We start from the raw sequence: 25898 nt of genomic DNA on the forward strand, positions 1-25898 counted from the left end.
CAGCGGAGTCAATTTTGCATGTGCCTGATGATACTCAAAGTCGGCCAACCACCCCCTTACAAAGCACGAGTTACGATGCGAACGCCTTTTCGAAGGCGAGATTGGCGGCGACGCCAGCCTGACAACGCGCCTTGTGTACACCGAGCAGATCGCTGAGGCTTTGCGCCAGGCTGATCCCGGCGAGACTGTCGAGAACAGCGTCTTCCATTCTGTCTGATATAGTCTCGAAATACTCTTCAAAATTCGTACTGACGACGCAGATTTGCGGAAGGTTGGGACGTGGCGTCCAGAGTTTCTTGTCCTCGATCGAGGCTTCATAAATTTCCTTGAGAAATATCTCGTCCGCTGGTCTTGAGAGGCATACTCCGCCATTGCGGCCAAGTTGCGAGGTGATCAGGCCATGCTCCCCGAGCGTCTTCAACAGTTTCCGTACGAGCGTCGGATTGGCATTGAGCCATTCGGCCAACTGGCTCGAACTGATCAATGTACCGCCATTATTCGCGGCGAGACCGAGGCTGTGCATCATCTGGAGCGCGGTGGGAAAACGACGATCAATCATACCTTAAGGTATCAAATGTTGCAGGCGATGCGCAATCGCCTTGCAGTTTGCAACAGTCATTTTCGCGATAGAAGGTCCAGCCTGCAGGCTCGTGGCGGCGCAGGACGCCCCACCATGTTCACGGCATGTGCACAGCCTGACCTCCCGCTGGGCGGGCGCTTACACGCTCCGATTACGACAGATGGCAACACTCTCAGTCATCGCACCCAGAAGCCGGGTTCACTCGATGTATAGCCGACGGCCCGATACACAGCGTCCACCAGGCTCTGACCGCGATCATTGAGGCCGACGCCGGGACCGTGGAAATTCATGATGTAGGAAAATGCGATGCGGGCGTCTCCATCGGCAAAGCCAATACTGCCGCCCATGCCGGGCGTTCCAAAGGCGTGCTCGCCCAGGATGACGTGTTCGCCCTGGCCGAGGCTACGCGCACCCCAGGTCTTTGAGAAGCCGAGCGTGAATGTCGTCGGCACGCGCAGGATGGTATCACATGAGGACGCAGACCGCGTTGTCCGCATGAGTGGCAGCATCCGCTCACGGACCATCCGCTGGCCATCGAGACTGCCATCCAGAGACAGCGGGGCGTACGCCCGCGCCAGTCCACGTGCCGTGACGATCCCGCCGGCAGCCGGAATCTCGGCAGCGTGCCGGGCGCGGGAGTTGATGATCTCAAGTGCCATGTCATTGCCGCTGTTGGTCATCATCTTCGCACCGATCCAGCCGGGCTCTTCCATGAATTTTCGGAACAACGGCGAATTCGGATTTGGCTCATCCATATAGGCGGTCGCCACCCGATGTTCCTCGTTTTCCGGCAGTCCGATCCAGACATCGGCACCGAAGGGCTCGGCGATTTCCTTGCGCAGGAACTGGCCGATCTTCATCCCCGTGGCGCGCCGGACGATCTCGCCTTCAAGAGTGCCAAGCGTGACCGCATGATAACCGTGCTGCTCGCCTGGTTCCCAGACTGGAGCTTCAGCGGCCAGTCGGGCGGCGGAGAAGTCCCAGTCTAGCAAGGCCCCTTCGGGAAGCGACTCCTGCCAGACTGGCAGGCCGGCCTGGTGGCTCATGACCATGCCGACCGTAATGGCGTCCTTCTCATTCGCTGCAAACTCAGGCCAGTACTTGCAGACCGGCGCGTCTACTTCGATGATGCCGCGATCAATGAGGATGTGGAGGCACATTGCGGCTAGCCCTTTGGTGGAAGAGAAAACGACCGCCATCGTATCCTCCTGCCAGGTTTTGCCGGTCTCCCGGTCAGCCTGCCCGCCCCAAAGATCGACCACCTTCCTGCCATCCAGATAGACGCAGACTGCTGCACCAATTTCGCCCCGTTCCGTGAAGTTTCTCTTGAATTCTGACTTCACCGCTTCGAAACGCGGATCGCACTCACCGGAGACCCGTTCGCCTGTATCCATCATTTGCTTCGCCTTTTTCCTGAAGAGTGAGAAGACCGCGGTCGGCCGTTTAGAAAGAGAGGGTAGCGCCAATACCGAAATGACGGGGAGGGGCGTAGGAGACGGCACGCGCTGCGCCAATCAGGCCGGAATAGATCGTGGAGCCGGTCCGGACCGTCTCGTCGGTCGCGTTCTTGACGTAGACAAAGGTCTCCCAGTTTCCGGAGTCGGGGCCGAATGAGGCTGACAGGTCCAGCACGCCGACAGCCGGCTGGGAATTGTAGTTGTCATTGTACTCATTGAAGTAGATGCGGCTGTGATAGGCGTAGTTCGCCGACAGGGACGCATCATAGCCGCTCACAGGCTGGAAGGTGTATTCGCCACCGAAGATTCCGCTCCATTCGGCGACATAAGGCAAACGGTTGCCTGCCAGGTCTTCGACCGAGCCACCAACCAGTCCTGGGAGGATACGGCTATTCGAGAAATCGTTGAGTTGCGCATCGAGATAGCCGATCGACGCATTCAGGCGCAGCCCATCAACCGGCATGGCGAGGATCTCGATCTCAGCACCATTGATCTCGGATTCCGGTACGTTCGCGAGTGTAATCACTGTGCCGGTAAGCTGTGAAATCTGCAGGTTTTCATAGCTATTGAAGAAGACGGCGCCATTGACCTGGACAGATCCATCGAGCCAAGCCGACTTGAACCCGGCCTCGTAGTTCTCAACGGTTTCCGGCTCCACCGGTGCGAGCTGCAGGGCGCCGAGATTGATCGCACCATCCTTGAAGGCCGTCGAATAGTTCGCATAGATGAGAAGGTCGCTGTTGAGCTGTCCTTCAATGCCGATCTTGAACGGGGTCCTGGAGTTCTTGAGGGAATTCGGAAAGGACGGCACGTCGGTCGCAAAGGCGTCGATGCGCAGCAACTCGTCAGCGACCTTCTCGGTTTCCTGATAGCGGATCTGCCCTGTAAGCGCCCAGATGTCGGTGAACTGGAGATGCAAGTCTGCGTAGACCGCGTAGGACTCCACCTCGACATTGCCGCCAGAGAACACCCGCATATCGAACGGAATGGTCGATGGTGCTGTCGGGTCCAGATAAGATAGCGGGAACGGAAAGATGACGTCGTTGAGCTGGTCAATCTCGAACTGCAATGCCGTCGCGCCGACCAGCCAGCGCAGACGTGAATCTCCGGGGCCGGCGAGGTGGGCATCGAGATAGTAATCCTCGCTGCTGTTCTCCCGGACATAGCGGCAATTGTCGACTTCGGTGCCGTCGCAATCATTCTGGAAGAATTGCTCGCTTTCGCGATAGTTTCCGGTGACGGTCAGATCGGTGTCGCCAATCGGCTGGCGCCACTCGGCATTGACCGTCGTGACGTTCACTTCGTTCTTCCCAACATTCGCCTCGACCGAGAATGGATCATCAGTGGGCACGGCACCAAAAAGCGTCTCAACCGCATATTCAACTCCGGGAGTGGAGGTGACGCCCAAGGCATCCCCATTGTCGTCCTGGTCATACTTGCTGACGAGGAAGCGGAATGTCCCATCGCCTGGCAGATGCGTGAGCGTCTGGAACCGGAGGGCCCAGGAATTCCAGTCATTGAGGTCATCCGGTGCGCCTGCCTGTCCCGACAGGCGGTTGTCGATAAAGCCATCGCGCTGCTTGATCTGATAGGACAGGCGCGCTTCGGTCGCTGCGAAACCGAGAGGTCCGGACAGGTAGCCGTCCAGTTCCCTGCGCCCATAGTCTCCCAGGACGCCCGTGACCTTGCCCTCGAACTCGGATGTCGGCAGTGCAGACATGATCGAGATCGCCCCACCCGTCGAATTTCGCCCGTACAGCGCGCCCTGTGGACCGCGCAGGACTTCGATCCGGTCGACGTCGAAGAAATTCACATTGCTGGTTGTCTGGTCCGAAATGTACGCGTTGTCCTGATACAGCGCGACGCCGGGGTCTCCGCCGGCATTCAGGAAGGTATTGCCGACCCCGCGGATATAGAGCTGCGACGTATTCGACGTGCTGGCGAAATTGAGATTGGGGACCAGGGACCGAAGATCGTCCAGACCATTATTGCCCTTGTCGGGCTGCACTGCATCGCTGAGCACCGTAATGGCTTCGGCAGTGTTCTGAAGCGTTGTCTCACGCTTCAGTGCGGTAACGGTTACCGTGTCCAGGCGACGGGAATCAGAATTCTCCCCCGCAGCAGCACTGTCTTCCGGGCCCTGCGCGTAAGATGCAGTGCAAAGTGCGCTCGAGGCCATCATTCCTATGACAATCCTGGATGCGATGTAGTTGAAGCGTAACAATTTTTCCTCCCATATGCCGCTAAATTGCGATCATTATTATGGCACATTCATCGGAACCTCGGGGGTGTGGGTCAAGGACAGGTTTTCCCGCAAAGAGGACGGCTTTTCGTTCTGGCGCTAAAGACGGATCGAAGCAGGCAGGATCAGTCGATTGATGACGATCCATGCGCCGCCACTTGCCAAACACGCAGTGATCCCACTGCCACAAAGGTGCCGCGTCACAGGCGGTTTGATTGGTCCTCAGGAAATGTTCTTCGCGATCTGAAAACAGGCCACCAATGGGCTTGACGCACGCTGAGCTCAATATGATACAATAATTATTGCATTTTATTGGAGAGTTATCATGCCCACTGGCTCAGTCGACGTGCTGTTTTCGCCGTTTTCAGTTAAGTCCCTTGATCTGCCCAACCGGATCGTGATGGCGCCAATGACCAGATCATTCTCGCCGGGTGGCATCCCCGGACAGGATGTTGCCGCCTATTATCAGCGCCGCGCAGAAGCGGGAGTGGGGCTGATCCTCTCGGAAGGGACTGCGATCAACAGACCCGCCGCAAAGAATGATCCGGACGTGCCAGACTTTCACGGTGATGAAGCACTCAATGGCTGGCAAGAGGTCATCGACAATGTGCATGATGCCGGAGGGAGGATGGGGCCGCAGCTCTGGCATGTGGGATCGGCGCGCAATCCCCGGACGGAATGGCGTGCGCCCGGACCAATTGACAGCCCATCCGGGCTCTCTTCACCGGAGAAGAAGTTCGACGAACCGATGAGCGATGCAGCCATCGCCGATACGATATCTGCTTTCGGGCAGGCGGCTGCCGACGCCAAGCGCCTCGGCTTTGACACGGTCGAACTGCATGGTGCACACGGATATCTGATCGACCAGTTCTTCTGGTCTGGCACCAATGTCAGAACCGACCGATATGGTGGCCCGTCCATCCGCGAACGGGCCAGTTTTGGCGTCGAAGCCATCAAGGCGGTGCGCGATGCCACAGGCCCGGATTTCCCGGTCATTATCCGGCTCAGTCAGTGGAAGCAGCAGGACTTCGACGCCAGGATTGCGGAAACGCCTGACGAAATGGCAGAATGGCTCGTGCCAATGGTGGAAGCTGGCGCCGATGTCCTGCATTGTTCCCAACGCCGGTTCTGGGAGCCGGAGTTTCCGGACATTGATGGGGAAAACGGTCTCAATTTCGCGGGCTGGGCCAAGAAGCTCACCGGCGCGACGACGATCAGCGTGGGGTCAGTTGGCCTTTCCGGTGAGTTCGTTGCCGCGTTTGCAGGCGAAAGCTCAAGACCTGCCAGCCTCGACAATCTCATCCGCCGCATGGAGCGAGAAGAGTTCGACCTGATCGCAGTCGGCCGGGCATTGCTGAGTGATCCGCTATGGGTGCACAAGATCCGCGTCGGTGCGCAGGCCGAGTTGAAGGATTTCACACGCGAGGCGCTTGCAACGCTTTATTGAGACCGGATCGCCATCGGCTTTCGGCGAAGCGTTGCTAGACGATGAAACGTGACGGCGCTCGTGCGCTGGCAAGGTATTCCTCATGCAAGCGGGCGATCAAGTCGCCCGCTGATTCCACAGCCTTTGTGCCACCAACTCCATGCCCGGCGGACCAGACGTTTTTCCACCGTTTCGGTTTGGAATCGCGCTCCGTAAAATCGACCACCATGTCGGCGGAAGACTGGTTCGGGTCCATCCCCTCCGCGATCAATGTGGAACGGAGCCAGTTGGCCGGCACACCCGTAACAGCACTGGTTAGAGTAAGGTCTTCAAATTCGGCGTCGACCAGCATCTGCTTGTAGGGGGGTGTGGCCAGGCTCTCATGGGTTGCTATGAAGGCTGTCCCCATGACGGCGAGATCCGCGCCTGCGACCTCAACCGCGCGGATTCCCGCTCCCGTGGAAAGCCCACCTCCCAAGGCTACGGGCCCAGCGAAAAACGCGCGGACGGCCTCGAGGAACGCAAGTCCGTTCATGGCACCTGTGTGCCCCCCCGCACCCGACGATACCAGGATCAGCCCGTCGACGCCTGCGTCCACCGCCTTTCTGGCATAAGGCACCGAATTCACATCGGCGAATACTTTTCCACCCCATCGATGGGCGCGTTCGACAAGCCGCGCAGGGCCTCCAAGGGCGCTAATCACGATGGGCGCCCTGTATGCTTCTACCAACGCAAGGTCAGCCTCAAAGCGCGCATTGGTGGGATGTGTCACGAGGTTGGCGGCCCAGAGCGCTGCCGGCTGACTGTCACCAGCGTGACTGCAGATGCCTGTGATCGCGAGCAGCCACTCGTTCAGGATGTCAGGTGTCCGCGCATTTGCGGTAGGAAAGGCACCGATGACACCATTCCGGCATGCGGCCGACACCAGTTCCGGACCAGATACCAGAAACATGGGTGCGCAGATCAGTGGAAGTTTCAGTCCGCGAACGAGCGTTTCGTCGAGAGCCATACGCGCCCCTCTCAGAGTTGTTCGATATCGGTTGGAAGTCCGAGAAACAGACGCCCGGTCAGCTCATAGGTCGCCTTGCTGACCATCATGTGCTGGGTTGCGACGTGGATATCCCTGAACCGGCGCTGAATGGGGGAATTGCGGTATACCGAAGTTCCTCCGGCCAGCTCATAGATCAAGTCGACTGCTGTTTTGGCAGACTGGACCGCTGCCGTTGTGGCCAGACGGACATCGCGGCGGTTCTCGATACTGACCTCTCCGTCAATCGCGGATTCCCAAGCCTCACCGAGAGCTTCGTAGAAAAAGGCGCGGCCCTGGCGCAAGGTTGCCTCGGCCATGGAGATATCTCTCTGGGTGCCTGCCTTCTCAGCAAGCGTGCGCCGATTTCCCTGAGGGACCTTTATTCCGGCGAAGGCCTGAAAATCTTCTATCGCCTCGCGGGCCGCACCAAGGGCCACGGCACCAATCCCGATAGCGAGCATTCCAAATTGCGGAAACTTGAAAATCGGATAGTCGAGACTGCGGGAGCCAAACCGAAGGAAGGCCCGGTCCTTCGGGACAAAGACATCCTTGACCTCATAGTCGGTTGAGCCGGTGCCCTGCAGCCCGGTTACGGTCCAGGTGTCGATGAAGTTCACGTCGCTCGCCGCGAAGAAGGCGGACAGATGCTGGGGCCGTCCATCATCCTTCATCACCAACTTGTCATTGTCATCAAGGATGAAACACCCCCCGCTGATCCAATGGGCGTTCTGTGATCCGGAGCCCCATGCCCAGCGGCCGCTGATGCGATAGCCCTCAACCCCATCCACGGTTTCCTTACGGGCACGTCCATTCGGCGCAAATACGCCCGACAGGATGGTTCCTGGCGTGTTCAATATGGACTTGATGGCCGGGGTGTCGCCATTGGCGGCGGAGAAAGCGGAGGTGATCGCGATGAACGCACACCAGGCCGCTGATGCGTCGCCACGTGCGAGTTCCTCGACAAGTCCTGCATACACCAGAGGCGAGGCACCGGCCCCCCCATACTCTACCGGATTGCATATCGTGTAGAAGCCATCGTTCGCGAATCGGTCTGCGATATCCTGTGGCAGCTTGCGAAGCTGTTCGATCTCGTCTGCGCGCTTACCGAGCTCGTCCCGATATTTGCGGGCCTGCGCGATCACCGGGTCCTGCGCCACAAGATTCGCGGCGGTCGTAAAACGGCTCATCTTTATCCTCCCTGAGCGTTGTCTTCGTGCCCTCCAGAATGCAGGCGACAGGTAAGGCAGCCCAGAGGCTTTTTCGGACTATAAGGAGGCATTTTCGGCCAACTTCTTCACACGGGCCGATGCATTCCGAGCGCGATCTAGACGGAGGAAATGTATTCCGAAGGCGTCATGCCAGCCCATTCCTTGAAGGCGCGCCGGAAAGTGGAGGCATCATAGTAGCCGAGAAGACGGGCGACATCGCCGATGGAAAACTCCCGCAGATAGAGTACGGCCAGTTCGTGATTGGACTGTCGCAGAATCTGCCCGAAGGACGTTCCGGCAGCTTCCAGCCGTCGCCGCAGCGTGCGCTGGGAAACACCCAGCATGTCGGCAATGACCCGCGCGTTTCGACCGGGAAGCTGCGGGTTTTGCAGGGCCTGGAGTACGCGGTTTACAAAACTGTCCTGCCGAGCCGCTTCCGACAGTGAGTTCTCAGACAGGCGCAAATGCGCTGCTGACTGTGGAATGAAGGCCGAGCCGAGTGGCTTCATCGCCAAGACCTTGGGGATCACGAGCCGGTTCCGGCCAGCCCCAAACCGGACTGGCACGCCAATTTCTGCTTCATAGGCATCCCGGTTAGAGACGTCCCTGTCCAGTTCGAGACAGACCCCGGCCAGATTTGGCCCTGTCAGGTAACGAAGCGTCTGGACGTTACTGGCCAGGAAGAGATCCGTCATGAAAACTTCCGATTCCGGCAGGATCGCCGGAGCAAGATAGTCCAGGAAGACGTGCGATTTGCCCGAGGACAATCTGGCGGCATTACGCCGGTCAGGTTGAAAAAGCGAGATATGCCGGATCGAGAGATGCAGGGCCGAACGAATGGTCGGTGCACTGATAATGGCGTGAGCGAGCGCGCCGAAGGCGGCCAGAGGCGTACGCCGGGCCACGCAAACGCCCATCAGGTCTTCGTCGCAGTGCATGGCCAGATGAGCGACCAGCACCCGCAGCCGCTCGTGGCGATCAAGGCCTTCCATGTCGCGGCGGACCTCCGGCGCAATTTCTTCTGCGCCAAGGTCCCCGATCAAGGTGAGAATGCCAGTTTCAAAGGCAAGTCGTCGTATCGTCACCGTACCACCCAATGCAGCTAAGGTTTGCTGGCCGTTTCCCTGGCTGCCGCCAAGGGTATCGTGTGCCGCAAAGGAGCGTTTATCAAACCTGTTGCTGAACTTCTTCGATCAGCCGGCTGATCACACGATGATTAGTCTGGTGATGTGCCGGGACATTCAGCGATCGCAACTCCCTCAGACTGATCCCGGTCGCCGATTTCAAGGCGCGCCGGACGCTACGGCCATCCGAATATCCCAATTCCATCGCCAACTCTTCTGCCGAGATTCCATCGTCCAGAAGCGGGCGAGCCCTTCTTATGAGGGCAGCCCTGCGCAATGACCGGAAATTCTGCCCTTCCTGCCACAGGCCCGCGCGAACGTCGGCAGGGTCCAACCTCAACTGCCTGCAGCAAGCTTCGAATGTTCCGTCATGTGAAAGCAGGAGCCGGAATATTTCGCCGCTCAGTGAATCCTCGAGAGCGCCGGAGAAATCGCCGGCGGCCATCTCCGCATGACGTTCGATCCAGCCCAACTGGCAGTCAACAAGCGGAAAGTCCCCAACCTTAATGCGCTTGGAAAAGCCCAGATATGCCTTCGGGAATTGCAGCGCGGTGATTTCGCCCAGCTTCACTTTGCCGACCAGATACGGATGATTGCTACCCAAGTGGGGATGATCTGGTGAAGTCGTCACAAACTGCGTGGCTGGCAGCAAAAAACCCAGAAAATGTGAAAGCTGCATATGGATGAAGGAAAGAAACATTTCTTCCACGACAGCGCTCACTTCGGGATCAGATGTCTCCGACCCGATCCGCAGAACGGCGGCATCACCCTGGGTGTCAAGGCGAAGCTGGCAATAGGTATTTCCGACGATTGAGAAAAACCGGATGATCGTCTCAATGGCCGATTGAAGGCAGTTCGCCCCAACCGTCGACTTCACGACGAGATTGGCCGTACCGCGGGCCATTCGCGACTTCGCGGTGCCATGCATTTCATCGTCGACCGCATTGATAATCATGGCACACATTAGAATGAAGACGGCAGGCGTTATGACCGAGTTTCTTGATATCCCACTCACCGGGTCACCCACACCAAGTTCAACCAGCGCGGGGCGCACGTCGATCCCGGACTCAATCGCAATTTCGACCGTCTGACCGATCCAGCCATATGGCATCGACGCCGCACAATCGGAAAAATCGGTGTGCATGTTGGCCATGATCGAGACTTTCAAAATGAGACTGCGAGATCGAGAAGCACAGTCTCACTATAGTACAGGAGTCGTGCAAGCATATACCGCTCATCGTCAGGGAACCAGGCTGGAGGGTATTGTCAGTGGAATCGGCGGATTGAGCCGTCGGGACAACCCGACTAGCATCATTGTGATGTCCCGAAATCCATTCCGCTTCTTCATGAGATCACCCGAGATCATTCAGCTTGCGGTGATGCTGCAGGTCCGTTTTCCCCTGTAGCTTCGGAATGTCGAAAGTCCTCTCCATGAGCGCGGAATTGATGTCTGCCACGAAAGCATCCGGCTCAGGGTTGTTCGATTCCGGCCTATATTTGCTGGCAAGATTCGCGTGAAGCGAGCCTCGTTCATGCGGCAGATCACGCAATGGCGTCCGGCGTCGAGAGCGTGCAATGAGCAGATTTCGAAGGATGTCGAACCTTCAGAATTTCTCCTCAACACACGCGTCCTTCAATAATCACTTCAATTTCGACCGTCACCTCAACCGTCGCCCAATCCTCAAACTAAACCAAGACGCCGCCCTCCTAGAGTGGCACCAGTTTCTCGCCGCCTGAGGGCGGCTCACCCGCAGCTAGCGGAGACGAGTTTGCATTCGTCTGAAGACAATCGGCAGCGGACTCCAGCAGAGCCAGCGGTCACGGGCCGCGCAAACAAACCGGACACATGACTGCAGCCCTCAGATCATCACCTGCTCAAACTTTGTGTCTGTAGAACCGGGGCCGTCCCCACAGGACAACACCCCCGGCAGTATTCCTCGTTTGATTGTGGGCGGTTACATGTCCCGAAGCGTCATCTCGGCATGCGCAGAAACGGGGGAGTCGGGATCGGCGGCGTCGGCCACCGTGCGGAAACTGGCGGTCCAGTCGCGAGCTCCGGCTATACAGCGCAAGTATCCGCGGTCTGTTCCGTTTGCGTATTTCACATGCGGGTTGGCCTGGCGGGCTTCGTCGATGCGGCCATGCCAGGAGCAGATCGATGAGATAGACGTCGCTGCAAAATTCTGCGCTACCGGCCGCGTGGACGGATCGTCGGGATCCTTGTGCACTGTCATGGCCGCCGCGCAGTGCCAGTCACCGCTCAAGATCACCGGATTGGACACATCGCTTGCCAGGGCGTCAATGATCCGCTGGCGCTGGACGGGATATCCATCCCACTGATCCATGTTGCGTTTGCGGTTTTCAGGATCGTCGACATAGTCGAACGGCGCAAACCAGGTCTGCTGGGCGAGCACGTTGTAACGGGCATCACTGTTTCGCAGTTGCGCCAGCAACCACGCTTCCTGGACCTCTCCCGTCATTGTACGAGACGGATCGTCTAGCGCCGTGCAGGGCGGGTCTCCCGGAAAGCCATCCCCGCAAACCTGGTCGGAGCGGTACTGGCGCGTATCAAGCAGGTTCACCTGCGCCGGCCCGAAGCGGTAGGCCCCATACATCTGCATCTCGCCGCCAAGGCGCATCATGTTAGGCGGCAGCTCAATCGGCATGTGTTCGTAGAATGCCTGAAAGGCGGCCTGACGGCGAACGGCGAATTCGAAGTCGCTCTGCTTGTCAGGATCCTGGGGAATGAGCCCTGCCCAGTTATTATCGACCTCGTGATCGTCCATGGCGACGATCCAGGGCGCTGCAGCATGAGCGGCCTGCAGATGCCGATCGCTGCGGTATAGCGCATACCGGTTGCGGTAATCGTCAAGGGTCGTGATTTCAGGGCTATTGTGTTGGCGGACAACGGAATAGTCGAGCGTGACGCCGCCATATTCGCGGCGAACAGGCCCCAGTGGGGCAACACCGCCCTCATAGATATAGTCGCCAACGTGAATGACGGCGTCGGGTGCCCACTCCGCCATATCGCGATAGGCGGCGTAATAGCCGGTCTCCCATGCCTGGCAGTTGGCAAGCGCCAAGCGGGCCTCGCCGGCGCGGGGATCGGTGGTTTTTGTGCGACCGATGGGACTTTCATCGTCGCCATAATAAAACTGATAGAAGTACTCCCGGCCAGGCTCGAGGCCGTCGATACGGGCGTGAACAGCGTGCGCCTTCAGGTGGGATGTCGAGACAAGTCCGGCTCGCACTTCCTGGCGCATGGCTTCGTCGCGGCAGACCCGGTAGCGGACATCGACGAGGCCGGGCGCCATGCCGCCGCCATTGAACGGGTCGGGGGCAAGTCGTGTCCACAATATCACGCTGGTCTCCCGCGGCGTACCGGACGCCACACCAAGCGTGAAATGATACTTGTCGGACTGCGCGCGGGCGAGCGCCGGAACCCAGAGCGCGGCGCTGGATGATGCAAGGAACAGGCGGCGGGTAAACATGGTTTCAATACTCCATCTGACGTTTGACGGGGTACCGCCGGCAGGGAGGGGTTGTCCTGCCGACGGTCGATCCGGCCAATCATGGCGTTTCAAGACGACGCCGATATGACGCCGGAAAGCCGGATTGGCTCTAGAATGTGTATTCGTACTGAATCCACACTGAGCGTGGTTTGCCGTTCCAGCCGTACTGGCGATAATAGGCGCTGTCGTTCGGTCCGATCTCGCCGCGCACGACGGCCCGGTCACGCGTGTAGGTCGAACCACCCGAAGCGCGCTCAAAGTAGTCCTCGTCCAGCAGGTTCACGCCACGGATAAGGAAGCGATGCTGCTTGTCATCGCCAAGGAAGTACTGGACCGAACCGTTAAGGACGAAATAGTCGCCGAAATTCAGGTCATCCACGATGCGGTTGCCGTTCTCATCGACCAGCCGGGCGAGGCTGGTGCCGGCATAGGCCCATTCCGGCCCCTGCCAGCGCGGATTCAGCGAGAGCACCCAGCGGTCGTTCGGCTTGTAGGTAACAAGGCCGGACAGCGTCCATTCCGGCCGCTCCGAAGACTGACGCAACGCCGCTGACCCAGCCCGCCCAGGAACGACAAAATCGAGATCGGTCGTGGTGCCATCCAGGCGAGCCATCGCGCCCTGGACCGGATTGGGCTCCAGCGATTCCATGTCCGTAAAGGAAAAGTCCGCCTGCCACTTCTCAAAGTCAAAGGCGACATCGATCGTGAAGCCCTCAATGTCCTGCGTCGCCAAGGCATTCACGGCCACGGTTTCGCCGGGCTCAAGCCCCTGATTGGCTGCCGTTCCGCAAAAAGCGTTTGGCGCAACGATATTGCGGCGATTGTTCTCGATCGCGCTGGTATCGTTGGTCAGGTTCGGGAAGAGCGGGCTCGCAATGTCATTGGCGTATTCAAGACACACCGCACCGATTGCCCGCGAGGTGAAGAGGTTCTCGATCTCGGTCTCGAAATAGCCCAGCTCGATGTTGTAGGTGCCGCCGAAAATATCGCCGTCGATACCGGCCCCGACATTGAAGGCGTTGACCGTCTGAGGCTCAAGCCCCGGATTGATGTTCGCCCCCTCACCGAATGCGCCGATCTCATCAATCTTTGGCAAACTGTAGGATGTGCCACCCGAGCCGCGGGCATAGAGGCCGTATCCGAAGTCCTGACGAAGCCCGACCTTCCAGATCGACTGGTCGTCGAAATTGTCATTGAAGTCCTGACGCGCTGCGAAGGATCCACTGAAACCATCCAGGACAGGAAGGGTCAGGCGAAGATCGCCATAGACCCCCGTACTGGTCAGTGTCACGTCCCGCACGCCGAAATCGTCATCGGAATTGTCGGTGTAGCTGGTATTCTGGACGCCCGCGACAACCTCGATCCTGTCATTGAAAGTGTAGGTTGCGCGCGCATTGAACCCGTAATCGACATAGCCCGACTCGCGCTGATCAGTCGTGCCAAACCCTTTCGTCGGTCCGCCGTCGCCGAAGCTCGCCGTCGACTGTATCACATAGCCAATTGGATTGCCGATCGGGAACGGGTTTTCAGAGGTACCGTAAGGCTGACCGTAAAAAGGGCTTTCGGTATCGCCGTTGACCCAGAAAGACCGGGCAATGCCTTCCGGCGTATTGGGGACATCATCATAGGCGCCCCCAGCCGAACCGTTGGGATTGGTTACACAACCGGTAGGAAGGCCGGGGATGCCGGCTGCAAAGGCTTCAAACTGGCTGGCAGTCGAAAAGCCCGTAATGCCTTGATCAGCCGCAATGCTCTGGATGTCCTCCGGCAAATCCTGAAGCCGCGGGATCTGACAAATACGCGCATCGATCTCATTATTCTTGAGCTGTGGATCCTGATAGTGCGCTTCCAAATCAATCTTCAGCTTGTCGCTAAAGCGATGTTTGAATGCGGCATTGTAGATCGGAAACTCAGTGAAGTTGGGCTGGAAAACCGTCGATTGTGGGAAGGAGTCGCGAAAGTCAATTGTGGTGTAGGAGGCGCCGAGGCGCAGCTCCGTATCCGGGCCGATATCCCACAGATACTTCGCGCCGAGGCTATTGAAGCTGTATGGAAATTCGTGCCGGCCGCCGAGCGCCAGCACGTTGTCGCCATAGGCTTCTTTGGAGAATAGCTCATGGGCATCTGTCTCGTAAGAACGGCCATATACCAGAAAGGAATGCTTGCCCTGAGCGTCAAGCGGCACGGAAATGTTGCCGTATATCTCGCGCGTCTTGTAGGAGCCGGCATACACGCCGAACTGTCCTTTCAACGTGCCGTCAGGCTCCTTGGTTTTCACGCTGACAACACCGAGGCCGCCATTGGAGCCAAAATAGAGGCTGTTGCCACCCCGATAGACTTCCACGCTCTCGATCATGCGCGGATCGATTGCGGTTGCAGGCCACAGGTCCTCCAGCGGTGAAGACCGGTCGAAGTAGGGCACACCGTCAACCAGGAGCAGCGTGTCGCGGTCGGTACCGCCATCGATCCGGATGGTGAACTCGCCTTCGTCCGGCGAATAGCCGATATTGGCGCCACGGATGAGGCCGGACGCCAGTTCGCCGAAATTGGTGAAGCCCCCGGTTTCGATTTCCTCGGAGTTGATGATCTGGACCTGTGTGCCGAACTCAGCGAAATCGACGGCGAGGTCGCTCACCGACGTATCGACCTGTTGTCCCTCGACGCGGATCGTTTCCAGGCGACGCGAGTTTGTATCGGTCTCCGGTTCCGCAAAAGCAGCGGGTATCGCTGTTGTTGACAGCAGGAGGCCGAGCCCCAGGCTGAGTGATCTTTTTACGCGGACTGTCATGACTTCTGCCTCCATCAATCCCCTCGACCGCCAGGGCTGGCGGCCGTCAGTTGTCTAGTACGCGGGAGCTAGACTGCTCCGGCAGGTTCGTTCTCTAGAGGTCAAAAGCGACGGCATGGTGAAGTTTACGCAAAACTTATGTGAATGATATTTACTTTGGTGAAGAATTATTTTGAAGAAAATTCATTCTGTGTTGTTCCCGGGGTAAAGGCCAGTTCATGCTTCACAAGACGAGACCGCATTCCATCCACCAGGCATGGAGTGCATTGAAGACGGCGAAAGGCTTTTTGCTCGACTGGGACGGGTGCTGTGCGATAGGCAATCGCATCGTTCCAGAGGCAGCGGACTTCCTGCGCCAGCACCAGAACCGCACAGCGATCGTCTCCAACAATTCCACCCATACGGTTGGGGATTTTCTGAGCCTTCTCGCGGATGAAGGGATAGATATGCGCGAAGATCAGGTGGTGCTCGCTGGCGTCGAGGCCTTGAACCAGGCGGCGTTGTCGGGCAGCGAACCCGCGCTCGTCCTCGGCGATCCACGGATGCGCGCCCTGGCGCGATCACTGGGCATCGAGATGGTGCAGCAGGATGCCGGCCTGGTCGTTCTGCTTCGCGACACGCGCTTTTCCTACCGCCGTCTGGAGCGCGCCGTGAATGCCATTCGCAATGGTGCCCGCCTGATCGTGGCCAATCCGGACACGACGCATCCGACCGGACAGGGCCGCCTGATGCCCGAGACAGGCGCGCTCCTTGCCGCCATAAGAGCCTGTGTGGATGTTCCTTCTGGCGCGATGGACGTGATCGGAAAGCCCTCCCCACACCTCTTCCGCAAAGGATGCAAAGCGCTCGGCACAGAGCATGCCGATACTGTGATGATCGGCGACAACCCCCTGACCGATGTTAGGGGTGCCAGCGCGCTCGGAATGCGGGCATGCTTGGTGGACTCACCGCCGGGCGATTTTTTCCGCCGGCTGGACCAAATACTCAAAACCGCTTGATGGACAGGACGTCAAAGGTCTTCTGGAGAGCGCCTATGGCGCTTTCATAGTCGCGCAGAGCCAGGGCAGCAATCAGCGCATCGAGTACGCAGAGCTGGGCAATACGGCTGGTCATCGCTTCGGTGCGGAACTTCGTCTCGCGCGCCATGGTAAACAGCTTGACGTCAGCATAGGCTTGCAGGGGTGAACTGGCAAAGTTCGTCACGACAATCGTCTTTGCGCCAGCCTCTCTCGCCAGCCGCGTCGCGGCCAGTGTCTCATGGGTCGCGCCCGAATGAGAGATGGTGAGAACCGCCACGTTCGACCCGGTCCTAGACGCGCTGATCGCCTGGATATGACTATCCACAACCACTCTGGCATCGAGTCCGATCCGCAACATGCGGTATTGCGCATCCTCGGCAATGGGGGCTGATGAGCCAATTCCATAAATCTCGACGCGATCGGCCGCATGGATGAGACTGGCTGCTTCGGCGATGGCATCCGGATCCAGGACCGAAAGCGTGTCACGAAGGGCCTGGACGCCCGCATGGAACATCTTGCGGCACACGGTTGCCGTATCATCACCCTGCTGAAGATCCTCGTGAATGAACTGGACAGGCTGAACCACTTCCTGGGCGAGGCTGAGCTTCAGTTGCTGAAAGCCTGACAGGCCGAGCTGGCGGCAGAGATTTATGACGCTTCCGTCGCTAGCGCCTGTCGCTTCGGCAAGCTCCGTCACCGACATTCCGACGACCTGCCTCGGATTGTCGAGGACAAAATCGGCGATGGACCGTGTGCTCGGACCCAGCGTAGCCTGGCGCACCTTGATGCGGGTCAGCACATTGTCGACAATGGGCTGGTCGGACTTACTGCCTTTACGAGGAGTCATCTCTACCTTGTGCGTCTGCTCAATGAACACACCCATTGATTGAACAATTCTCAAAAATTATCAAGAATTTTTTGAGGCCGTAATATCGCTGTCACAGGCGGGCGCTAGACAATGCTGCACTGCGACAGGCGAGCGTTCCGACGTCCGATAACAAATGAGGGTGACCATCATGCGACACGCAATCCTAGCTGTGCTGGCCTCTATTGCCCTGTCATTTACAGCCCCGGCAACGGCGCAGCGTGACGGTTCGCCGAAAAAGCCGCTCCGGGTCCTGCTGATTCCGGCTGATGGCGGAACCGAGGATGGCACGAAGGCCGACTTCCAGCCTCTCTTCGACGCCATGTCGCAGTCCACGGGTCTGCATTTCGAAGTCCATACTGGCCAAAGCTATGCCGCCGTCATTGAATCGATGTGCACGGGCCTCGCCGAAATCGCCTGGTTTGGTCCTATGTCCTATATCGAGGCGCGCGAGAGGGGATGCGCAGAGCTTCTGGCAATGGAAGAACGCGACGGATCCGCAACCTATTTCGCCGGCCTGTTCGTGGCTGCCGACTCCGGCATCGAAACGGTCAGCGACCTTGCCGGACGCGACCTGGCGCTGGGATCGCCCCACTCCGCAAGCAGCTTCGCCTATCCCCTCGCCATGATCGCGGACGCCGGACTCGACCCGATTGCCGAGGTCGGGGCCATCCGCCTGACCGGCAGCCACGCCAGCAGCCTGATGGCCCTGCGCGCTGGCAAGGTGGACGCAGCCGGTGCATCGTTCATTTCCTATGAGCGTGCCGTCAATCAGGGCAGTCTCGACCCATCCAGGTTCCGCGTACTGGGAAAGTCCCGGCCCATTCCCAACCCGCCGCTCGCCATGCATGCCGATCTGCCGGAGGACCTGAAGGCCGCGCTGCGGACAGCGGTCTCCAGTGTCCATGAAACCCCGGGAATCAATCCGGAATCGATCCGCGGATATGGCGGAAAGCGCGTCGACCGATACGTCTGCGACATCGACGAAGGCGTGCTGGATAGCGCTGCCCGCGCCGTCGCCTTCATCGACGAGGATTTCAAGGCCGCGCTACTCCAGAAAGCCAGCCTCCAGACCGACTGAAACCCCGCCCTGCTGCCGGAGCGCGCCCCACCCTATGCGGACAATAACCCCTCTACAGATCCAGAACGAGACGGCAGGCTCGGCCCCTGAAACGCTTCGCATTTGCGAGGCGACGAAGACTTTCGGCACGGGCCCAGTCGCGCTGGACAAGGTCAGCTTCAGCCTCGAGACTGGTGAATTCACCGTCCTGCTTGGACCATCAGGCTCGGGCAAGTCGACCCTGCTGAGGGCCGCTGTCGGGCTTGTCCGCCTGACTTCCGGCACCATCGAGGTCTCGCCAAAGGAGGCCACCCCTTCCGGCAAGCGCAGGCCGACCGCCATCGGCATGGTGCATCAGGATGGCAGCCTGTCCGACCGCCTGACCGCAGCGCAGAATGTCCTTTCGGCCATGGTGCCGCAAATGGGCTGGTGGCGCGTCCTGTTCCAGGCCTATCCAAAGCCCCTTCAGGACAAGGCGTGCCGGCTTCTGGAGCGTGTCGGCCTCACGGAAGAGCAGGCCAACCGTCCCGTCCGGGAGCTGTCCGGCGGACAGCGCCAGCGCGTCGGGATCGCCCGCGCATTGATGAATGACCCTACCTTGATCCTCGCCGATGAGCCCGTGGCCAGCCTCGATCCGGCAACCGCGCGGAAAGTCATGCTCCTGCTTCGCGAGACAGCCCGGGAATTGGGCGCTACCGTTCTCTGCAGCCTTCACCAGACCGAACTGGCTTGCGAGTTTGCCGACCGCATCGTCGTCCTGAAGCAGGGCCAGCTCATTTTCGACGGCGCTGGCGCCGGCGTGTCCCCCCGGAGCCTGGCAGGCCTGTTCGATCATGACAGCGCAGGCCGTCCCTTGGATCTTGTCGGAGGGTAGCATGCAGAGTGGTTCCGTCAGCCCGGAGATCGCCCACAGCAGCCCGCAAAACTGGGCCCTCAGACCAATCTTCAATGCACGAACGGTCGGACTCGTAATCCTCGCCCTGTTGTTCCTGTCCTATTCAGCCCACCGTATGCAGCTCGACGACCTGTTCGGCCGCCTTGCGGGAATGGCCGTGAACGCCGCCTCGTCCGGGAGCAGCGACGCCGCTGAAGCCTCAGCAGACAGCGTGTTCGAGCGCATGTTCCCGCTCGCCATTGCCGAGCGCACCCCTATTGACCGGATCGCAGATTTCGACCCTGATGCCCTGCCCCTATTCGCGCACCTCGAAACCGTTCCCGACGAGGTCAGCACGCTCGATCCCGATACGCTGCAGATGACGACGCAGACGGCCGAAAAGACCGTCCTGGTTGAGCCGGTCGGCTATCTGTTCCTCGTCATCCGCAAGATCGTCGAGACGCTCGAGATCGCGCTCTGGGCCAGCCTCATTGCCGTGATCATGAGCCTGCCGCTCGCCTGGCTGTCAGCGCGCAATTACTCCCCTCACTGGGTCTTCTATGCAGCGGCGCGCTCGGGCGTATCTTTCCTGCGAGCGGTTCCTGAGCTCATCAGCGCGCTGTTCCTGGTCCTGGCGTTTGGCTTCGGTCCCATTGCCGGAATCCTCGCACTCGCCCTTCACAGTGCTGGCTTCCTCGGGAAGTTCTATGCTGAGGACATCGAAGCCGCCGACAAGCGCCCGCAGGAGGCGATGCGGGCCATGGGCGCGGGCAGCTTCGCCACGCTCCGCCTCGCCGTCTTGCCGCAGGTTTTGCCGAGCTATGCCGCCCTGACGCTCTATGTACTGGACAGGAATGTGCGGATGGCAACCGTGATAGGCCTAGTCGGCGCCGGCGGCATCGGCCAGGAGCTGAAGGGCCGGTTCGACATGTTTCAATATGACCGAGTCGGCACGATCCTGCTGGTCATCTTCATCACCGTGCTGCTGCTCGACCAGCTCGCCGCTCGAATTCGAAAGAAGCTGCTGTAGGGGCGCTGTCGGCATTGTCAGACGAACATTGCTTGAGAGCCGATAACTGAGCGCCCTACGCTGGCGGGCATAACCGAGTGACTGTTCCGCTACTTCAGAACCTCACCCAGTTTCAAATCCAACAGAAACGCCGCACGCCAAGTATGGCGCCAGTCACTGACCACCTGAGGACGGCACACCGGGAAGTCCTGGCTCCCTCGTTCATTCGCCTGCTCCGGCAAGAGCATAGGCGAACGCGTGCCTGTCGCCCGCTTTCGCCCACGTCGTCGTTGCACGGCCAAGCCTTCCTCGGCATAGATCCGATAGACCTTCTTGTGATTGGCGCTGAGGCCCTCGGGGTCCAGCAGGATACCGAGCCTTCGATAGCCGAACCGGCGGCGTTCACCGGCCAGCTCTCACAGCCGCTGGCGTAGCGTCTCGTCTCCGCCATCGCGTTTCTCATACTGGAAGGTGGACCGATCGAGATCGGCCAGCCGACAGGCCCGACGCTCCGACAGGCCATGTGCTTCCATCACGTGGTGCACGGCCTTCCGCTTGGCGTCGGGCGTCAGAAGTTTTTTGGCGCCAGGTCCTTCAGGGCAGCAATGTCCAGCATCGCATCCGCCAGAAGACGCTTCAGCTTCGAGTTTTCGTCCTCCAGCGTCTTCAACCGCCGGGCGTCCGACACCGTCATGCCGCCGAACTTTGCCTTGTATTTGTAGAAGGTCGCATCCGAAATGCCGTACTTGCGGCAGATATCGGCTGTCTTCACACCAGCCTCGTATTCCCGGATCATCCCAACGATCTGTTCTTCGGAAAATCGTGATTTGCGAATCTGCCATCCTCTTCGTGTCGAGGACTCTGCAAATTCATGGCCGGAAATTACGGGGCTGGATCAACGAGGACCACGCCTGAGCCAGCGTACTTCACACGGAAGACCGAACCCGTCGGCCGGAAGCGCGAGGTGATCGTTTGTCATAAGCCCTGTGAGCCGTGGCGAAACACGGATCAAAATACTCGCAAACTCCCCTGGGCCGGCCTGCATCCAAAGGCGAAAGATTTTCTGGCAACGGAAGCGACGCTTCAAAAACTAAGCTCGGACTACGCGCCTTATGCTCAAACTCTCATTGAAGGCGGCGACCTGTCGGAATGGCATGACGCGCCGCTCTGGAAAGAGAAACAGCAAAAGTCGCGATCGAAGTCGGGGCCGGTAACTGTTTACAATCCTCTCGAACGTGCCGCTTTCCGAATGGCTCACCAAGCTTTTCAGACGGCCTCGGGCGCCAATGGTCAGATAGTTGAGCGCACCGTTAAGGAGAAAAATGTCGGGTTCCGAAACCCCGAGGAGCTACGCCTTTACCTAGAAGCATTGCTGCGCGCCCAGGATCAGATCTGTGCCTTGTCGGGATTGGACCTCAATCTCGACGAACAGGGAGGCGATAAGCAACTGCTAGCATCCCTCGATCGAATTGATAGCAACGGCCAATATGAAGAAGGTAATCTCCAGATTGTTTGTCGGTTCATCAACCGCTGGAAAAGTGCTGATGACAATGCAGAGTTTCAGCGTCTTTTGGGCGTGCTTAATTCTTAGCGGGGTCGGAGGAACTGGTCTTACACGACAGTGGTAATTCCAATTTCTCGTTGCTCGCTCCAGCACTGTAGCTGCAGCAGGCTTCTTGGTCCGAAAGTCGGGTAACAAAACTGGACCGCGATCCCCAGTTCGCAACTCTGAAAGCATCGCTCGCGGAACGCTACGGCAGCGTCCGAGTGCTCAGATGGCGCGCTCAGGAGGGATTGCCGCGACCGTCTCGACTTTGGCGGCATTGTGCGGATTGTGCGCAGTGCCGGATTCGTCCGGACCACAGATGGCTGTTGAGTATTTGGTTGCTGGATTTCACCGTTGACGTTCCGGCCCAGCGGCCCTATCACCCCGCCTTCGCAGCCGGATTGCCCAGGTGGCGGAATTGGTAGACGCGCACGGTTCAGGTCCGTGTGTCTCACGACGTGGAGGTTCGAGTCCTCTCCTGGGCACCATCGGAATATCCGAAACAATCCAAATGCGTATGAAAAATCACAACAAAACAGTGATTTGCGGGAAAATGCGTGCCTTTGGTCGTCCCGTTCTGTCCGATTGAGTGCGTTGGTATCCGGCCAAATCGTTGGTATATGTGTTGGTAGCGGCCTTTCCGAGGGGCAATCTAGCGCTGCGGTACCAACAAATGGCATTAAATGACATAACGCTCCGAAGCCTAAAGCCCGACGCGAAACCGTATCGGAAGTCCGATGGCGGCGGCTTGTTCATTGAGGTGAGGCCAACCGGCTCCAAATTATGGCGGCTGGCCTATCGTTTCGACGGAAAGCAGAAGCTGCTGGCGTTCGGCCAGTATCCGGATGTGTCCCTCGCGAGAGCGCGCGAGAAGAGGCAGGAGGCGAAGGCGCTCCTTGCAGATGGCATCGATCCGACTGCGAAGGCCAAAGCTGACAAGCAAGAGCGGCTAGCCGTCTCAGAGCATACGTTCCGCAAGATTGCGGCCGAGCTGATCGACAAATTGCGGAAAGAGGGCAAGGCCGAAACGACCCTCTCAAAAAAGGAATGGCTGTTCGATATGGCGAACCGGGATTTCGGCGATCGGCCGATCCGGGAAATCGACGCGCCAATGATCTTGGCAACCCTCCGGAAAGTGGAAGCGGCCGGCAACTATGAAAGCGCCAAGCGCCTCCGATCGACGATCGGCCAGGTCTTCCGCTATGCAGTCGCGACCGCGCGCGCGAGCAATGACCCCACCTATGCCTTGCGAGGGGCGCTTATCGCCCCAACGGTCAAGCACATGGCGGCGGCGACAAGCCGCGACGATTTCAAGGCGGTCGTTCAAGCGATCTGGGCATATGATAGCGGCGCGCCTGCGACGCGCGCAGCGCTGAAGCTTCTCGCACTACTCTATCCCCGTCCCGGCGAATTACGACTCGCGCTATGGCCCGAGTTCGACCTTGAAAGCAAGGTTTGGACAATACCGACCGCCCGAGCGAAGATGCGCCGCGAACACGTGAAGCCTCTTTCGCCGTTGGCGGTCGAAATTCTCAAGCTCCTAAAAGCAGAAACCGGCAGCGAAAGCCGAGTGTTTCCCTCATCGATCGCACGTGACAAGCCGATCAGCGAGAACACTCTTAATCAGGCGCTACGGCGCATGGGCTTCGAAAAAGATCAACACACCTCGCACGGCTTTCGCGCCAGTGCGTCCAGCCTCCTAAATGAGAGCGGCCTTTGGCATGAAGACGCCATTGAGGCTGAGTTAGGCCATATCGGAAGTAATGAAGTTCGCCGAGCTTATCATCGCGCGCGGTATTGGGATGAACGGGTAAGAATGGCGGATTGGTGGGCATCGCAAATCACCCAATTCGCTCAAGCCTAACCTCATACCTCTGAAACAAGAGGCAGCCTTTTCTCTGCGGGAACGAGTTCGTCCGCCTGCCTTATCTGTCTGGCGGTCAGGGACCTTTGTCCCGAGAAAATGTCAGGCAATTTCGAAATGGCGAAATGCTCCGGCCCGTTGAAAACCACGGTACCGGTCAAATTCTCGAAATCGAGATCAAAGAATAGCAGGTGATCGGCTCGCGTTTCGGTTTGACGGAATGCAGGCCCTCGTCCGGTTCCGGTTACCTTGACTTGTACCGTGGTCTTTCCGTCGGGAGCATAGCCATCGATGCCCGCTACAGACTTGGCGGTAACGAGCTTCACCCCAAACAACTCTACGGCGATCGCTTCACCGATATCTCCAACAAGATTGCCATCCAGTGTGAAGTTCAATGCTGCTCCCGACTCGGCCTTGTTCAGCATGACCTGGTAGTGATCGCGCAATCCATTTCGCGCCAACACGAGGTGACGGATCGGCTCTGGCAGCGCGAAAGCGGTCATTGATTTTGTCCCTCTGGATCATGAAGGAGCGGCTCTATTGGCCAACCTCTTTTAAGGCGAAAAAATCCTGCCTGTGGAAAAATGGTCGCCTGACTCCCTTAATCGGACAACCTCTGATATCTTGCTACACCATCGGCTGTGGTAAACAGGGTCCGGAGACACAAGATATGTCCGATTCGAGCAGTGCGCCGGAGCAAAATAGCCCGTTCTTGAATGCTCATTTGTCGAGGTGGGCGCGAAGGCCTTATTGGACGCCAGCCGAAATCGCGGCCCTCTCTATGGACAAGGACCCGCGCACGCTCAACCGCGACACGATTGCGGCTTACGCTCATCTGCCAGACGTTTGGGATTATCTCGATCGCTTGGACATCGTCTATCGGTGTGCAGAGATGAAGCTCATTCCCTGGCAGTGCCGTCCTTGCGACGCTATCCCGTTGCTCGACAGATACGGCATCCCCCATTCCGATGAATTGCGCGACGCCGTCGATGCGGTTGAAAAAATTCCGGATTGGAAGGGCGCTTTCTTCAGTCTCCTGAAGAAATCGCAGAATGAAAAAGCAGAGCTAGAGCGCACAATTCAGCAATACCATGAAATTTTGGCCGAGGCGCGCAAGAGCTCAATCTCATATGAGGAATGGAGCGAGAAGGTCCGCGAATTCGTTGACCAGATCTTGGCCGAAAATAGGTCCATGTCAGATGAGCTGGAAGCGCTGAGATCAGCGCTGGAAGACCGAGATTCACAGAACGAGCGTCCCAAAGCCGCGAATGACAATGAAGACGGTCCCACCAATCCAAAGGCTCGAAACTCCAACGACTTAATTTTGACCGCCATGGTCATCTACGGATACGCCTTCGATCCATCTGCAAAGGTGTCCAGGGTGCCGGCGGAAATCGCTTCTGACATCGCCAAGCTTGGTTGGGAGCTTACGCCCGAAACCGTGGGGAAGCACGTTCGAAATGCCTGCAAGCGATTGGGCGTGAACCGCCGGCCGGAAGACGACGGCTAGCGATTTCGAGGTTGGAAAATCGATTTCGAGACCTTGAGAACAGAAATCGACGTGTCTCTGGATCACACCCGATAGAACGTCATCACCTTCAACCAACTGAGGTGGTGTCATGTCTGACCAAATCGAATTCCCCCGCACCGGCCTTGTCCGGCTAAAATCTATTCTGGCGCCGGCTGGTCCGATTCCAGTTAGTCCCTCGACCTGGTGGGAAGGCGTCAAGGATGGCCGCTTTCCCAAGCCGATCAAGCTTGGCAAGGGAACAACCGTCTGGAAAGCATCTGATATCTGGGCGCTCATGGAGCATGGCGTTGAATAATGGGACGCCGGTTATCAGCCAGAGGCATCCGAAAGCACAGGATTTACCGGATCGATGAAGCGGCTCGCACCATCGGCTGCTGCAAGGAAACAGTGCGACGCTGGACCAGACAGGGATTGCCGGCAATCGCCGACCAGAAGCCCGTTCTGCTTCGCGGATCGGATATCCAGGCCTTTCTGAGCAGCCGCAAAGCACACCAGAAGAAGTGTGCGCTCGATCAGTGCTATTGCGTTCGCTGTCGATCGCCCCGGCGGCCGGTGATGCAAGCCGCTTTCATCTCGATAAATCGGGCTGGCCGTCCGGAACTGCGAGGTCCATGCGAGGCATGCGGGACGTCAATGCTGAAACCCGTCAAGCGAGCCGATGCCAAGCCTTTGGCAGCAATTCTGGCAGCTTCTGCGAAGCAAGCAGTCTGACACTTAATTGCAAGCGGGAAGGCCCCCTTGAATGTCGTCCACGACCATGGAG

The 25898-nt window shown here is 58.6% G+C and carries 21 protein-coding genes, 1 tRNA gene and 2 pseudogenes; 12 read left to right on the forward strand and 12 right to left on the reverse strand.

From position 1 onward, the window contains the following. Positions 1–70 precede the first annotated feature (70 nt). From B8746_RS16030 to B8746_RS16040, 3 genes are all read right to left on the reverse strand, one after another. Positions 71–559: an RrF2 family transcriptional regulator gene (locus B8746_RS16030; RefSeq protein ID WP_084394704.1), complete on the reverse strand. Its 489-nt coding sequence runs from the start codon at positions 557–559 to the stop codon at positions 71–73. A 197-nt stretch (positions 560–756) separates the two neighbouring features. Next, on the reverse strand, positions 757–1977 hold the full coding sequence (locus tag B8746_RS16035; RefSeq protein WP_084394705.1) for a serine hydrolase domain-containing protein: 1221 nt from the start codon (positions 1975–1977) through the stop codon (positions 757–759). A gap of 46 nt (positions 1978–2023) precedes the next feature. Then, on the reverse strand, positions 2024–4261 hold the full coding sequence (locus B8746_RS16040) for a TonB-dependent receptor (protein WP_143434629.1): 2238 nt from the start codon (positions 4259–4261) through the stop codon (positions 2024–2026). A gap of 343 nt (positions 4262–4604) precedes the next feature. Here B8746_RS16040 and B8746_RS16045 point away from each other — a divergent pair, with 343 nt between their 5' ends. Continuing rightward, entirely contained in the window at positions 4605–5726 is a 1122-nt protein-coding gene (locus B8746_RS16045; RefSeq protein WP_084394707.1) for an NADH:flavin oxidoreductase, read from the forward strand. 34 nt (positions 5727–5760) lie between these two features. On the opposite strand, the gene B8746_RS16050 is transcribed toward B8746_RS16045, so the two are convergent. From B8746_RS16050 to B8746_RS16065, 4 genes are all read right to left on the reverse strand, one after another. Beyond that, the gene (locus B8746_RS16050; RefSeq protein ID WP_084394708.1) at positions 5761–6714 is read right to left on the reverse strand and encodes an NAD(P)H-dependent flavin oxidoreductase; all 954 of its coding nucleotides are present in this window, start codon (positions 6712–6714) and stop codon (positions 5761–5763) included. Positions 6715–6725: 11 nt separating this feature from the next. Further along, on the reverse strand, positions 6726–7922 hold the full coding sequence (locus B8746_RS16055) for an acyl-CoA dehydrogenase family protein (RefSeq protein WP_084394709.1): 1197 nt from the start codon (positions 7920–7922) through the stop codon (positions 6726–6728). 137 nt (positions 7923–8059) lie between these two features. Beyond that, complete coding sequence (locus tag B8746_RS16060) at positions 8060–9028, reverse strand: AraC family transcriptional regulator (RefSeq protein ID WP_143434630.1); 969 nt, start codon at positions 9026–9028, stop codon at positions 8060–8062. Positions 9029–9110: 82 nt separating this feature from the next. Further along, positions 9111–10220, reverse strand: coding sequence for an AraC family transcriptional regulator ligand-binding domain-containing protein (locus tag B8746_RS16065; protein WP_084394711.1), 1110 nt, complete (start codon positions 10218–10220; stop codon positions 9111–9113). A gap of 166 nt (positions 10221–10386) precedes the next feature. Here B8746_RS16065 and B8746_RS17645 point away from each other — a divergent pair. Next, positions 10387–10804 (forward strand): annotated as a pseudogene (locus B8746_RS17645) (hypothetical protein). A gap of 218 nt (positions 10805–11022) precedes the next feature. Here the strand turns inward: B8746_RS17645 and B8746_RS16075 are convergent. Both B8746_RS16075 and B8746_RS16080 read right to left on the reverse strand, forming a co-directional pair. Next, positions 11023–12558 (reverse strand): alkaline phosphatase D family protein, encoded by a 1536-nt coding sequence (locus tag B8746_RS16075; protein WP_084394712.1) that lies wholly within the window; start codon positions 12556–12558, stop codon positions 11023–11025. 130 nt (positions 12559–12688) lie between these two features. After that, positions 12689–15367, reverse strand: a complete 2679-nt coding sequence (locus tag B8746_RS16080) for a TonB-dependent receptor (RefSeq protein WP_084394758.1) — start codon at positions 15365–15367, stop codon at positions 12689–12691. 218 nt (positions 15368–15585) lie between these two features. Here B8746_RS16080 and B8746_RS16085 point away from each other — a divergent pair, with 218 nt between their 5' ends. Beyond that, positions 15586–16365 (forward strand): HAD-IIA family hydrolase, encoded by a 780-nt coding sequence (locus B8746_RS16085; protein WP_084394713.1) that lies wholly within the window; start codon positions 15586–15588, stop codon positions 16363–16365. Here B8746_RS16085 and B8746_RS16090 read toward each other — a convergent pair. Then, positions 16352–17233, reverse strand: coding sequence for a MurR/RpiR family transcriptional regulator (locus tag B8746_RS16090; RefSeq protein WP_084394759.1), 882 nt, complete (start codon positions 17231–17233; stop codon positions 16352–16354). The two genes, B8746_RS16085 and B8746_RS16090, sit on opposite strands and share 14 nt — an antisense overlap. Positions 17234–17402: 169 nt before the next feature. Here B8746_RS16090 and B8746_RS16095 point away from each other — a divergent pair, with 169 nt between their 5' ends. From B8746_RS16095 to phnE, 3 genes are read left to right on the forward strand one after another with little or no spacing between them, the layout of a single operon-like run. After that, positions 17403–18332 carry a phosphate/phosphite/phosphonate ABC transporter substrate-binding protein gene (locus tag B8746_RS16095; protein WP_084394714.1) on the forward strand — a complete coding sequence of 310 codons (930 nt, stop codon included), beginning with the start codon at positions 17403–17405 and terminating at the stop codon, positions 18330–18332. Positions 18333–18366: 34 nt separating this feature from the next. After that, positions 18367–19185 carry a phosphonate ABC transporter ATP-binding protein gene (locus B8746_RS16100; protein WP_084394715.1) on the forward strand — a complete coding sequence of 273 codons (819 nt, stop codon included), beginning with the start codon at positions 18367–18369 and terminating at the stop codon, positions 19183–19185. A gap of 1 nt (position 19186) precedes the next feature. Then, positions 19187–20215, forward strand: coding sequence for a phosphonate ABC transporter, permease protein PhnE (gene phnE, locus B8746_RS16105; protein WP_084394716.1), 1029 nt, complete (start codon positions 19187–19189; stop codon positions 20213–20215). Between the two features lie 182 nt (positions 20216–20397). Here the strand turns inward: phnE and B8746_RS17465 are convergent. After that, a pseudogene (locus B8746_RS17465) lies at positions 20398–21029 on the reverse strand (transposase); the annotation flags it as partial. 36 nt (positions 21030–21065) lie between these two features. Here B8746_RS17465 and B8746_RS16120 point away from each other — a divergent pair. The 3 genes from B8746_RS16120 to B8746_RS16130 all read left to right on the forward strand — a co-directional run bounded on the left by B8746_RS16120 (position 21066) and on the right by B8746_RS16130 (position 23604). After that, positions 21066–21785 (forward strand): hypothetical protein, encoded by a 720-nt coding sequence (locus tag B8746_RS16120; RefSeq protein ID WP_084394719.1) that lies wholly within the window; start codon positions 21066–21068, stop codon positions 21783–21785. Positions 21786–22143: 358 nt separating this feature from the next. Continuing rightward, a tRNA-Leu gene (locus tag B8746_RS16125) sits at positions 22144–22228 on the forward strand. Between the two features lie 185 nt (positions 22229–22413). Beyond that, entirely contained in the window at positions 22414–23604 is a 1191-nt protein-coding gene (locus B8746_RS16130; RefSeq protein ID WP_084394720.1) for a tyrosine-type recombinase/integrase, read from the forward strand. A gap of 2 nt (positions 23605–23606) precedes the next feature. Here the strand turns inward: B8746_RS16130 and B8746_RS16135 are convergent, their stop codons facing one another. Continuing rightward, positions 23607–24107 (reverse strand): DUF6998 domain-containing protein, encoded by a 501-nt coding sequence (locus tag B8746_RS16135; RefSeq protein ID WP_084394721.1) that lies wholly within the window; start codon positions 24105–24107, stop codon positions 23607–23609. Positions 24108–24127: 20 nt separating this feature from the next. On the opposite strand from B8746_RS16135, the gene B8746_RS16140 reads away from it, so the two are divergent. The 3 genes from B8746_RS16140 (at position 24128) to B8746_RS17650 (ending at position 25846) form a co-directional block, all read left to right on the forward strand. Then, entirely contained in the window at positions 24128–25114 is a 987-nt protein-coding gene (locus tag B8746_RS16140; RefSeq protein WP_143434631.1) for a helix-turn-helix transcriptional regulator, read from the forward strand. A gap of 109 nt (positions 25115–25223) precedes the next feature. Then, the gene (locus B8746_RS16145) at positions 25224–25430 is read left to right on the forward strand and encodes a helix-turn-helix transcriptional regulator (RefSeq protein ID WP_084394723.1); all 207 of its coding nucleotides are present in this window, start codon (positions 25224–25226) and stop codon (positions 25428–25430) included. Then, positions 25430–25846, forward strand: coding sequence for a DUF5679 domain-containing protein (locus B8746_RS17650; protein ID WP_373289874.1), 417 nt, complete (start codon positions 25430–25432; stop codon positions 25844–25846). Before B8746_RS16145 ends, B8746_RS17650 begins: the two co-directional genes overlap by 1 nt. The last annotated feature ends 52 nt before the right edge of the window (positions 25847–25898 follow it).

The organism is Henriciella pelagia (assembly GCF_002088945.1).
In the GTDB taxonomy this organism is placed as follows: Bacteria; Pseudomonadota; Alphaproteobacteria; order Caulobacterales; family Hyphomonadaceae; genus Henriciella; species Henriciella pelagia.